General features: G+C 56.8%; 11 protein-coding genes. 5 read left to right on the forward strand and 6 right to left on the reverse strand.

The genetic code is table 11. The annotated features are described in order from the left end of the window. Nucleotide 1: 1 nt before the first annotated feature. A complete protein-coding gene (locus AC27FC_RS18080) occupies nucleotides 2–2,143 on the forward strand; it encodes a TonB-dependent siderophore receptor (RefSeq protein WP_094935307.1) in 2,142 nt (713 codons plus the stop codon). Nucleotides 2,144–2,226: 83 nt separating this feature from the next. Here AC27FC_RS18080 and parE read toward each other — a convergent pair whose 3' ends face one another. From parE to nudF, 5 genes are read right to left on the reverse strand one after another with little or no spacing between them, the layout of a single operon-like run. After that, entirely contained in the window at nucleotides 2,227–4,119 is a 1,893-nt protein-coding gene (gene parE / locus AC27FC_RS18085) for a DNA topoisomerase IV subunit B (RefSeq protein WP_029740698.1), read from the reverse strand. 28 nt (nucleotides 4,120–4,147) lie between these two features. Next, the gene (gene yqiA / locus AC27FC_RS18090; protein ID WP_008502976.1) at nucleotides 4,148–4,729 is read right to left on the reverse strand and encodes an esterase YqiA; all 582 of its coding nucleotides are present in this window, start codon (nucleotides 4,727–4,729) and stop codon (nucleotides 4,148–4,150) included. After that, entirely contained in the window at nucleotides 4,729–5,556 is an 828-nt protein-coding gene (gene cpdA / locus AC27FC_RS18095; protein WP_024906493.1) for a 3',5'-cyclic-AMP phosphodiesterase, read from the reverse strand. The genes yqiA and cpdA overlap by 1 nt, the downstream gene beginning before the upstream one ends. 27 nt (nucleotides 5,557–5,583) lie before the next feature. After that, a complete protein-coding gene (locus tag AC27FC_RS18100) occupies nucleotides 5,584–6,006 on the reverse strand; it encodes a DUF1249 family protein (RefSeq protein ID WP_003862516.1) in 423 nt (140 codons plus the stop codon). After that, on the reverse strand, nucleotides 6,003–6,635 hold the full coding sequence (gene nudF, locus AC27FC_RS18105; RefSeq protein ID WP_023333429.1) for an ADP-ribose diphosphatase: 633 nt from the start codon (nucleotides 6,633–6,635) through the stop codon (nucleotides 6,003–6,005). Before nudF ends, AC27FC_RS18100 begins: the two co-directional genes overlap by 4 nt. Nucleotides 6,636–6,839: 204 nt before the next feature. Here nudF and tolC point away from each other — a divergent pair, with 204 nt between their 5' ends. From tolC to AC27FC_RS18120, 3 genes are all read left to right on the forward strand, one after another. Further along, complete coding sequence (gene tolC / locus AC27FC_RS18110; protein ID WP_033146662.1) at nucleotides 6,840–8,318, forward strand: outer membrane channel protein TolC; 1,479 nt, start codon at nucleotides 6,840–6,842, stop codon at nucleotides 8,316–8,318. Between the two features lie 192 nt (nucleotides 8,319–8,510). After that, a complete protein-coding gene (locus AC27FC_RS18115) occupies nucleotides 8,511–9,179 on the forward strand; it encodes a DUF1190 family protein (protein ID WP_029740695.1) in 669 nt (222 codons plus the stop codon). Nucleotides 9,180–9,181: 2 nt separating this feature from the next. After that, nucleotides 9,182–10,342 carry a glutathionylspermidine synthase family protein gene (locus AC27FC_RS18120; RefSeq protein WP_029740694.1) on the forward strand — a complete coding sequence of 387 codons (1,161 nt, stop codon included), beginning with the start codon at nucleotides 9,182–9,184 and terminating at the stop codon, nucleotides 10,340–10,342. A 92-nt stretch (nucleotides 10,343–10,434) separates the two neighbouring features. Here AC27FC_RS18120 and ygiD read toward each other — a convergent pair whose 3' ends face one another. Continuing rightward, nucleotides 10,435–11,223, reverse strand: coding sequence for a 4,5-DOPA-extradiol-dioxygenase (gene ygiD / locus AC27FC_RS18125; protein ID WP_094935306.1), 789 nt, complete (start codon nucleotides 11,221–11,223; stop codon nucleotides 10,435–10,437). Between the two features lie 196 nt (nucleotides 11,224–11,419). Between ygiD and zupT the strand changes: the two genes are divergently transcribed. Next, nucleotides 11,420–12,193, forward strand: a complete 774-nt coding sequence (gene zupT, locus AC27FC_RS18130) for a zinc transporter ZupT (protein ID WP_033146665.1) — start codon at nucleotides 11,420–11,422, stop codon at nucleotides 12,191–12,193. The last annotated feature ends 27 nt before the right edge of the window (nucleotides 12,194–12,220 follow it).

The following is a 12,220-nucleotide window of genomic DNA, read 5'->3' on the forward strand; positions in this document are numbered from 1 at the left end:
AATGGCTACGTTCACACCTTCACTCTCTGGGGTAAAAGGGCGCGCGCTCTTTTCACTGCTGTTTATGGCGCCGCTGGTGCAGGCAGCAGATAACACCGCGACTAAAGACGGCGAAACGCTTACCGTCACCGCCGATCCAAATACGACGGCGGAGGCCACGAATGGCTATCAGCCGTTGAATACCTCCACCGCGACGTTAACCAACATGCCGATGCTGGACATCCCGCAGGTGGTCAATACCGTCAGCGACAAAGTGCTGGCGGATCAGCATGCCACCACGCTGGATGAAGCGCTCTATAACGTCAGCAACGTGGTGCAGACCAACACCCTGGGCGGCACGCAGGATGCCTTTGTGCGCCGCGGATTTGGCGCGAACCGCGACGGCTCGATCATGACCAACGGCCTGCGCACCGTGCTGCCGCGCAGCTTTAATGCTGCAACCGAGCGCGTGGAGGTGCTGAAAGGCCCGGCCTCGACGCTCTACGGCATTCTCGATCCGGGCGGCCTGATTAACGTCGTCACCAAACGCCCGGAGAAGACCTTCGGCGGTTCCCTTTCCGCTACCTCGTCCAGCTTTGGCGGCGGCACCGGACAGGTTGATGTTACCGGCCCGATTGACGGCACGCGCCTGGCGTATCGCCTGACGGGCGAATATCAGGACGAGGATTACTGGCGTAATTTCGGCAACGAACGCAGCACCTTTATTGCCCCGTCGCTGACCTGGTTCGGCGACGATGCCACCGTGACCGTGCTCTATTCGCATCGCGACTATAAAACGCCGTTCGATCGCGGAACGATCTTCGATCTCAACACTAAAAAAGCCGTCAACGTCGATCGCAAAACCCGCTTCGACGAACCGTTTAACGTGACCGACGGACAGTCCGATCTCGCTCAGCTCAACGCGGAGTATCGCCTTAACAGCCAGTGGACCGCGAAGTTCGACTACAGCTACAGCCAGGATAAATACAGCGATAACCAGGCCCGCGTGATGGCCTACGATTCAAAAACCGGCAACCTGACCCGCCGCGTGGATGCGACCCAGGGCTCGACCCAGCGTATGCACACGACGCGAGCGGATCTGCAGGGGAACGTGGACATCGCGGGCTTTTACAATGAGATCCTGACCGGCGTGTCGTATGAGAATTACGATCTGCTGCGTACGGATATGATCCGCTGTAAGAACGTTAAGGACTTCAATATTTACCACCCGAGCTACGGCAGCCTCGGCAAGTGCACCACCGTCTCGGCATCCGACAGCGATCAAACCATTAAGCAGGAAAGCTACTCCGCCTACGCGCAGGACGCGCTGTACCTGACCGATAAGTGGATCGCCGTCGCCGGAATGCGCTATCAGTATTACACCCAGTACGCGGGGAAAGGCCGTCCGTTTAACGTGAACACCGACAGCCGCGACGACCAGTGGACGCCGAAGCTGGGTCTTGTTTATAAGCTCACCCCGGCGGTCTCGCTGTTTGCCAACTATTCCCAGACGTTTATGCCGCAGTCGTCCATTGCGAGCTACATTGGTGACCTGCCGCCGGAAACGTCAAACGCGTATGAAATAGGCGCTAAGTTTGACCTGTTCGACGGCATTACCGCCAATATTGCGCTGTTTGATATCCACAAGCGCAACGTGCTGTACACAGAAAGCGTGGGTGATGAAACCGTCGCCAAAACAGCGGGCCGCGTGCGCTCGCAGGGCGTGGAGGTGGATCTCGCCGGGTCGCTGACCGAGAACACCAACATTATCGCCAGCTACGGCTATACCGACGCGAAGGTTCTGGAAGATCCGGACTATGCGGGCAAACCGCTGCCGAACGTGCCGCGCCATACCGGCTCCCTGTTCCTGACCTACGATATTCACAATGCGTTTGCCGGGAATACCCTGACGCTGGGCGGCGGCGGGCACGGCGTAAGCCGTCGCTCAGCAACCAACGGTGCGGATTATTATCTGCCGGGCTATTTCGTGGCGGACGCGTTTGCGGCGTACAAGATGAAGCTACAGTATCCGGTGACGCTGCAGGTGAACGTGAAAAATCTGTTTGATAAGACCTACTACACGTCGTCGATTGCGACCAACAACCTGGGCAACCAGATTGGCGATCCGCGCGAAGTGCAGTTTACGGTGAAGATGGAGTTTTGATGTAAAAAAGCCCGGTGGCGCTAACGCTTACCGGGCCTACGATCCATTCCCTCTCCCGGCGGGAGAGGGTTAGGGTGAGGGCATCAGGCCTCAATATCCGCCATATCGCCTTTCTCCTGCAGCCAGTTACGTCGGTCTTCCGAACGTTTCTTGGCAAGGAGCATATCCATCATGGCGTTGGTTTGCTGCTCGTCTTCATCGCTGATCGTCAGCTGCACCAGACGGCGCGTGTTCGGATCCAGCGTCGTTTCGCGAAGCTGCATCGGGTTCATCTCGCCCAGCCCTTTAAAGCGCTGCACGTTCGGTTTGCCCTTCTTGCGCTTCAGCTGTTCCAGGACGCCCGCTTTCTCTTCTTCCGTCAGCGCGTAGTAAACCTCTTTGCCGAGGTCGATACGGTAGAGCGGCGGCAGCGCCACGTGGACGTGACCATTTTTCACCAGCGTTTTGAAGTGCTTCACGAACAGCGCGCACAGCAGCGTGGCGATGTGCAGACCATCGGAGTCCGCATCCGCGAGGATACAGATCTTGCCATAGCGCAGCTGGCTCAGATCGTCGCTGTCCGGATCGATGCCGATCGCCACCGAAATATCGTGCACTTCCTGCGAGGCCAGCACTTCATCAGAAGAGACCTCCCAGGTGTTCAGGATCTTACCCTTGAGCGGCATGATCGCCTGATATTCACGATCGCGCGCCTGCTTGGCCGATCCGCCCGCCGAGTCCCCTTCCACGAGGAACAGCTCGGTACGGTTGAGATCCTGCGCGGTACAGTCCGCCAGCTTGCCCGGCAGCGCAGGGCCGCTGGTCAGCTTTTTACGCACCACTTTCTTTGCGGCGCGCAGACGACGCTGGGCGCTGGAAATGGCCATTTCGGCCAGCATCTCTGCTGCCTGCACGTTCTGGTTCAGCCACAGGGTAAACGCATCTTTCACCACGCCGGAAACGAACGCCGCGCACTGACGTGACGACAGGCGCTCTTTGGTCTGACCGGCAAACTGCGGATCCTGCATCTTCACGGAGAGCACGTAGGCGCAGCGATCCCAGATATCTTCCGCCGACAGCTTCACGCCGCGCGGCAGAATATTGCGGTATTCGCAGAACTCACGCATCGCGTCCAGCAGCCCCTGACGCAGGCCGTTGACGTGGGTACCGCCGAGCATGGTTGGGATCAGGTTGACGTAGCTTTCGGTCAGCAGCTCGCCGCCTTCCGGCAGCCACAGCAGCGCCCAGTCCACGGCTTCGGTATCGCCGCTAAAGTTACCGACAAACGGTTTTTCCGGCAGCGTCGGCAGGCCGTTTACCGCTTCGCACAGGTAATCGTTCAGACCGTCGGCGTAGCACCAGGTTTGTGCGGTATTGTTAACGTGATCGGTAAAGGTGATTTCCACGCCCGGACACAGCACCGCTTTGGCTTTCAGCAGGTGCGTCAGGCGAGAAACGGAAAAACGCGGGCTGTCGAAGAAGCTTTCGTCAGGCCAGAAGTGGACGCTGGTACCGGTGTTGCGTTTGCCGCACGTGCCGACAACCTGCAGATCCTGCACCTTATCGCCGTTTTCAAACGCGATGTTGTACACCTGACCGTCGCGACGGACGTTCACTTCCACGCGTTTGGACAGGGCGTTCACCACGGAAATGCCCACGCCGTGCAGACCACCGGAGAACTGGTAGTTCTTGTTGGAGAACTTACCGCCCGCGTGCAGACGACAGAGGATCAGCTCAACGGCAGGCACGCCCTCTTCCGGATGGATATCCACCGGCATGCCGCGCCCGTCGTCGATGACTTCCAGCGACTGATCGGCGTGCAGAATGACGTCAACGCGTTTGGCATGGCCCGCCAGCGCTTCGTCCACACTGTTATCAATAACTTCCTGGCCCAGATGGTTTGGGCGCGTCGTATCGGTGTACATCCCCGGGCGGCGGCGAACCGGCTCAAGCCCGGTGAGGACCTCAATGGCATCAGCGTTATAGGTTTGCGTCATGATTTAAACTAGCAATTCGCATTGATTGTCAGTGGCTGTGCAGTCCAAGAAAATCGACAATCTGGGTGAAATGATTCTCAAAGCCCGTGAAAGCATGGTTTCCGCCCTCTTCTATAGTCTGGCGGCAGGAGGCGTAATACGCCACTGCCTGGCGGTAATCCAGCACTTCATCACCCGTCTGTTGCAGCAGCCAGATGAGATCCGGTGCCTCAAGCGGGTCGACCTGCATAACTTTGAGATCGTAAATATGGCGTGACTCTAGCACATATTGCTGCCCGGTGTAGGGGTTCTCGTTTTCGCCAAGAAAGTCCCTCAGCAGCTCAAATGGCCGTACCGCCGGATTAACCACAACGGCGGGCAGCATGAAGCATTGTGAGAGCCAGGTGGCGTAGTACCCGCCCAGGGATGAACCGACCACACCGAAGGTTTCGCCGCCGTGCGCAAGCACAATAGATTCCAGCATCTCCGCGGCCTCTGCCGGGTAAGGCGGCAGCTGCGGGATAATCATCTCAACGTCGGGGTGATGCTCGCTCAGCCACTGGCGAAACTGTGTCGCTTTTGCAGAGCGCGGCGAGCTGTTGAATCCGTGCAGATAAAGGAGCGTAGACATCAATAGCCTTCTGAAGCGGTATCCGGGCGGAATTTTGCACCGGTCAAACGGCAGACTTCCGTGGTCAGCGTGCCGTCGGCATGCAGTTCCAGCCAGCGCCAGCCTGGCGCGATGGTATCCAGCGTAAAGTTGGCGCAGTGCGGCTTAAACTGAACGCAGGTCGACGGCGTCGCCAGCATGCGGCGTCCGTTCCAGTCGAGATCCTGTTCCTGATGAATATGTCCACACAGCAGATTTTTCACCCGTGGGAATTTCGCCAGCACGCGATCCAGCGCTGCGGAGTTGCGCAGGCTGTGCTGATCGAGCCAGCTGCAGCCCGCCGGCAGAGGATGATGATGAAGCAACAGCAGCGTGTGACGTTCAGGTTCAGCAGCCAGTTTGGTCTCAAGCCAGTCGAGCTGAAACTCGCTTAACTCACCGTGCGGGACGCCAAACACCTGGCTATCGAGCAGCAGGATCTGCCACTGTTCACCCGCAAAAACACATTTCGCCGGAGAAATCCCCGCATCCTGGAGAGAACTGTACATGGCGGGCTGGAAGTCATGGTTTCCCGGCAGCCAGACGCAAGGCACGCTAAAGCTCGCGATGCCTTCAGCAAAATGCTGGTAGGCCGCGGAGGACTGATCCTGCGCCAGATCGCCCGTTGCGACAATCAGATCGCATGCACGGTTTTCAGCGTGAATGGCGCTAAGTACCGCCTGATAACTCTCCCAGGTGTTGACCCCCAGTAGCGTTTCATGCTTTTCGGCAAAAAGGTGGGTATCGGTGATTTGTAATATCCTGACTGGCGCCCCACCAGCAACAGTCAGGTTCAACAGGCTTTCCAAATGGTGTCCTTAGGTAGGTTTATGACGCTAACAAACCGGAATCGCCATTGCTCCATGTGCTAAACAATATCTTAGCCAGTCGGCTAAAAACTGGTTAATTTGATGCTTTTCGTCGCGTTGATGCAACTTTTTATTCGGGTAATCATACCGCGCCTTGAAGCGAAAGATCTGCTGGCTTGAACACACTTCAGCGACCATCGCGTCGTGATAGAGGCGCACCGTCATCGACGGCAGGCTCCAGTAGCTAATGCTGGGTGCCGTTTGCTCAATCTCCACCAGCGTAGTGTAGCGCGTTGATTCTGTTATCGTTAACCGATACTGCGCGTTGCTCACCTGATAGCTTACCGTTTCGCCGGGTGCGTCGTTTCGCGGCAGCAGGCGGCGCAATTGTGCGAAATTGGTTTCGCACAGGCGCATCATTTCTGGGAAGTCAGGCGTATAGCGCTTCATTTTTTCCACTCGTTTCGTAATGTCTGATAATGCAGCTGCAGCCATTGCAGGGCGATGACAGACGCTGCGTTGTCGATTTTCCCCTCTTCTACCCACTGATAAGCCTGTTCCCGGCTCACCACATGAACCCGAATATCTTCGTTTTCATCTGCCAGACCGTGGATCCCTTCCGCCGTCGTGGCGTCCACTTCGCCCACCATTATGGACAAGCGCTCGCTGGTACCGCCCGGGCTTGCCAGATAGCTCAGCACCGGTTTTGTACGGCCCACCACCAGTCCGGCCTCTTCCAGCGCCTCGCGACGGGCGACGTCTTCAACAGACTCACCTTCTTCGATCATCCCGGCCACCATCTCCAGCAGCCACGGGCTCTCACTGACGTCATAAGCGGCGATGCGGATCTGCTCCACCAGCACAACTTCGTCACGCACTGGGTCAAAGGGTAGCAAGACTGCCGCATGCCCGCGCTCAAAAATTTCGCGTCTGATTTCGCCGCTCATTTCCCCGTTAAACAGGCGATGCCTGAAACGGTAAAGATCCATTGAAAAAAAACCGCTATAAAGCGTTTCTCGTGCAATAATTTCTACATCGTTTTTGGCGAATGTCACGGGCAACTTTTCTGGTTTTTGCATGAGTCGAGTCCTGGTAGCAATGGTGATGAAATTGTGAATTTCAAGGCTGTTTGGCTGCCGTTTGTAAGGCTATATGGTAGATTGGTGCAAATTACCGCCAGATGGCACGTTACGCCAACCTTTTGGTATGGAAGATTCTGTTAGAATCGGCAATTATTTTTTAATTAGATCAGCGCTAATACTGCTTCACAACAAGGAATGCAAATGAAGAAATTGCTCCCCATCCTTATCGGCCTGAGCCTGACGGGCTTCAGTGCAATGAGCCAGGCGGAAAACCTGTTACAGGTCTACCAGCAGGCACGTCTGGGCAACCCTGATTTACGTAAATCAGCGGCCGATCGTGATGCTGCGTTTGAAAAGATTAACGAAGCGCGTAGCCCCTTGCTGCCACAGTTAGGTTTAGGTGCAGATTATACCTACAGCAACGGTTTCCGCGACGCTAACGGCGTAAACTCCAATGCTACCAGCGCCTCACTGCAATTGACACAGACGCTGTTTGATATGTCCAAATGGCGCGCCCTGACCCTGCAGGAAAAGAGCGCGGGTATCCAGGATGTGACCTATCAGACCGACCAGCAGACGCTGATCCTAAACACCGCCACGGCGTACTTCAACGTGCTGAGCGCGATTGACGCACTCTCCTACACCGAAGCGCAGAAACAGGCGATTTACCGCCAGTTAGATCAAACTACCCAGCGTTTCAACGTGGGCCTGGTCGCGATCACCGACGTGCAGAACGCCCGTTCACAGTACGACACCGTGCTGGCTAACGAAGTGACCGCGCGTAACAACCTCGACAACGCGCTGGAATCCCTGCGTCAGGTCACCGGGAATTACTATCCTGAGCTGGCGTCGCTGAACGTGGACAGCTTTAAAACGGATAAACCGCAGGCCGTTAACGCCCTGCTGAAAGAGGCGGAAAACCGCAACCTGAGTTTGCTGCAGGCGCGTCTGAGCCAGGACCTGGCCCGCGAGCAAATTCGTCAGGCGCAGGACGGCCATCTGCCAACCCTGAGCCTGAGCGCGTCTACCGGTGTCTCTGATACGTCCTATAGCGGCTCTAAAACCAATACGTCCCAGTATGACGACAGCAATATGGGTCAGAATAAAGTGGGTCTGAGCTTCTCCCTGCCACTGTATCAGGGCGGTCAGGTCAACTCTCAGGTGAAACAGGCGCAGTACAACTTTGTTGGCGCGAGCGAGCAGCTGGAAAGCGCCCACCGCAACGTGGTGCAGACCGTACGTTCCTCCTTCAACAACGTGAACGCCTCGATCAGCAGCATCAACGCCTATAAACAGGCCGTTGTGTCTGCGCAGAGCTCTCTGGATGCGATGGAAGCGGGCTACTCGGTCGGTACACGTACTATCGTGGACGTGCTCGACGCGACCACCACGCTGTACAACGCGAAACAGCAGCTCTCAAGCGCGCGTTACCAGTACCTGATTAACCAGCTGAACATCAAACAGGCTTTGGGTACGCTGAACGAGCAAGACCTGCAGATGCTGAACAGCGCGCTGGGCAAACCGGTCTCCACCTCTCCGGACAGCGTTGCGCCGGAGAACCCGGAGCAGGTTGCCGCGGTTGATAACTTCAACGCTAACAGTAGCACCCCTGCGGCACAGCCGGCCGCTGCGCGTACCACTACATCCGCCAGCAAAGGCAATAATCCGTTCCGTAACTAAGAGTGTTATCAGGCCCACTGCGGCCTGATGCCCTCCACCCCGCCCCTCTCCCACAGGGAAAGGGGCGCATCTGAATCACATCCGAACGTAAGCCAACGTAAAGATCCCCCTGATTCCGCCCCTCTTCGCTTCATTTTCAACCACTCATCCTCTATCCTGAGCGTTATTACCACTGGGTCCTGGAAGACAAACATGAAACGGACAAAATCCATAAATCACGCTTCGTTCCGCAAGAGCTGGAACGCGCGTCACCTCACCCCTGTTGCGCTGGCGGTCACGGCTGTCTTTATGCTGGCAGGCTGTGAGAAAAATGACGAAACGGTTTCGCTGTATCAAAACGCAGACGACTGCTCCGCCGCAACCGGCAAAGCCGCCGAATGTAAAACGGCTTACACCAGCGCTCTGAAAGAAGCGGAACGTACTGCGCCGAAATATGCCTCACGCGAAGACTGCGTGGCGGAGTTTGGTGAAGGTCAGTGCCAGCAGGCACCGGCTCAGGCAGGCACCGCACCTGAAAATCAGGCGCAGGCTCAGTCCAGCGGCAGCTTCTGGATGCCGCTGATGGCAGGCTACATGATGGGTCGTCTGATGGGCGGCGGTGCGGGCTACCAGCAGCAGCCGCTGTTTAGCTCGAAAAACCCGGCCAGCCCGGCTTACGGTCAATATACCGATGCCAGCGGCAAAGGCTACGGCGCAGCGACCCCTGGCCGCACCGTGAACGTTCCGAAAACGGCGATGGCGCCGAAGCCTGCGACCACCAGCACCATCACCCGCGGCGGGTTTGGTGAATCTGTGGCGAAGCAGACCAGCATGCAGCGTAGTGCGACAGGCACCTCCTCTACTCGCTCAATGGGCGGCTGATCATGGAACGAGTCAGTATCACCGAGCGCCCGGACTGGCGCGAAAAAGCCACCGAGTACGGTTTTAACTTCCACACCATGTACGGCGAGCCGTACTGGTGTGAAGACGCCTATTACAAGCTCACGCTGGCTCAGGTGGAAAAACTGGAAGAGGTGACGGCCGAGCTGCACCAGATGTGCCTGAAGGTCGTGGAAAAGGTCATCGACAGCGACGAGCTGATGGCAAAGTTCCGCATTCCGAAGCACACATGGGGCTTTGTGCGCCAGTCGTGGAAAACGAATCAGCCTTCGCTTTACTCTCGCCTGGATCTGGCGTGGGACGGCAAAGGTGAACCGAAGCTTCTGGAAAACAACGCCGATACGCCAACCTCTCTGTATGAAGCGGCGTTCTTCCAGTGGATCTGGCTGGAAGACCAGGCCAATGCCGGAAACCTGCCGGAAGGCAGCGACCAGTTTAACAGCCTGCAGGAAAAGCTGATTGAGCGTTTTGCCGAGCTGCGTGAACAGCATGGCTTTAACCTGCTCCATCTCGCCTGCTGCCGCGACACGGAAGAAGACCGTGGCACGGTTCAATATCTGCAGGACTGCGCCGCCGAAGCGGAAGTGGCGACCGAGTTCCTCTATATCGAGGATATCGGCTTGGGTGAAAAAGGTCAGTTTACGGATATGCAGGACCAGGTGATAAGCAACCTGTTCAAGCTCTACCCGTGGGAATACATGCTGCGCGAGATGTTCTCCACCAAGCTGGAAGATGCTGGCGTACGCTGGCTGGAGCCGGCCTGGAAGAGCATCATCTCTAACAAAGCCCTGCTGCCGATGCTCTGGGAGATGTTCCCGAACCACCCGAACCTGCTGCCAGCCTATTTTGCGGAAGATGATTACCCGCAAATGGAAAAATACGTTGTTAAGCCGATCTTCTCCCGCGAAGGCGCAAACGTCTCGATTATCGAAAACGGCAAGACGCTGGAAGCGGTTGAAGGGCCATACGGCGAAGAAGGGATGATCGTCCAGGAGTTCTATCAACTCCCGAAATTTGGCGACAGTTATACCCTGATTGGCAGCTGGCTCATCAACGATCAACCGGCCGGGATTGGCATTCGCGAAGATCGCGCGCTGATCACGCAGGATCTGTCACGGTTTTATCCGCACATTTTTGTCGAATAGGCCGCAGCCTGATGCCCTCACCCCGCCCCTCTCCCACAGGGAGAGGGTGCAAACACTAAAAACGGCAACCTGAGGTTGCCGTTTTGCTTTTATTATCCCACCTGCACCGACAGCATACTCAGACTGCCCATCTCAATACCGTCGACCGGGATCGTCACCGGTTCCTGACCATCCCACGCGCCAAGAACGTACAGCAGCGGCAGGAAGTGTTCCGGCGTCGGGTTAGAGAGCGAACCGCCATCATGATCCAGATAGTTCACCAGCGGATGCTCCTCAAGCGGGCCTTGCCAGGTCAGGTTCGCTTTGACGTAGTCGTTAAAAGAGGTTGCCCACGGGTACGGCGTGTTCTCACCGTGCCAGCGTGCGGTACGCAGGTTATGCACCACGTTGCCGCTCGCCACCAGCATGATGCCTTCATCACGCAGGGTTGCCAGCTTACGCCCCATCTCCAGATGCCAGGCCGCCGGTTTAGTGCTGTCGATGCTCAACTGCACCATCGGGATATCCGCGTCAGGATACATTTTAATCAGCACTCCCCAGGAGCCATGGTCAAAGCCCCAGGCTTCTTTATCCAGCGTCACAGGGACAGGTGCCAGCAACTCTACCAGCTTTTGCGCCAGCTCAGGCGAGCCGGGGGCCGGATAATGCGTGTTGTACAGTGCCTGCGGGAAGCCGCCAAAATCATGAATGGTTTTTGGCGCTTCCATGGCGGTCACGCCCGTCCCACGGGTAAACCAGTGTGCAGACACCACCACGATCGCTTTCGGACGCGGCAACGTCTCGCCAAGATGACGCCAGGCGCGGGTATAGACGTTGTCTTCCAGAACGTTCATTGGGCTACCGTGGCCTAAAAACAGGGCTGGCATACGGGAAGAAGTCATGGTGATATCCTTACAGAAGGTGTCAATTTAATGGTGCTACATTACGCGCAATCCGGCAAAGATGAACGCAGATAAGCGTGAAGATCATCATCAGGAAATTTGAATGTAAGGAATGTGTAAAGCCGGGTTTTCACCCTCGCTTTGCCAGAAATGAATCATTTATATTAATGAGAATGATTATCATAAGGAGCAATGCATGTCAGTCCCCCTGATCCTGACCATACTGGCGGGCGCCGCGACCTTCATCGGTGCGCTCCTCGGCGTGCTCGGCCAAAAGCCCTCTAACCGCGTACTGGCCTTTTCACTGGGCTTTGCTGCCGGGATCATGCTGCTCATCTCCCTGATGGAGATGCTGCCTGCCGCGCTGGGCACGGAAGGCATGTCTCCGCTGCTGGGCTACGGCATGTTTGTCTTTGGCCTGCTGGGATACTTTGCCCTCGATCGGATGCTACCGCACGCGCATCCGCAGGATTTAATGCAGAAAAACGTGACGCCCATGCCGCGCAATATCAAGCGTACCGCCGTGCTGTTAACGCTTGGCATCAGCCTGCACAACTTCCCGGAAGGGGTCGCTACCTACGTGACGGCCAGCAGCAATCTTGAGATGGGCTTTGGCATCGCACTGGCGGTCGCCTTACACAATATTCCTGAAGGACTGGCCGTCGCCGGACCCGTGTATGCCGCAACGGGATCGAAACGCACCGCGGTGTTCTGGGCGGGCATTTCCGGGATGGCCGAAATCCTTGGCGGCGTACTGGCCTGGCTGATCCTTGGTAGCCTGGTCTCTCCGGTAGTGATGGCGGCGATTATGGCCGCGGTAGCCGGGATCATGGTTGCGCTTTCGGTGGATGAACTGATGCCGCTGGCGAAGGAGATCGATCCTAACAACAACCCCAGCTATGGCGTGCTGTGCGGAATGTCGGTGATGGGATTAAGTCTGGTTCTGCTGCAGACCGCAGGAATCGGGTAAAAAAACGCCGGGATATCCCGGCGTTTT

This window comes from Enterobacter sp. C3_dUdeg, from assembly GCF_057536195.1.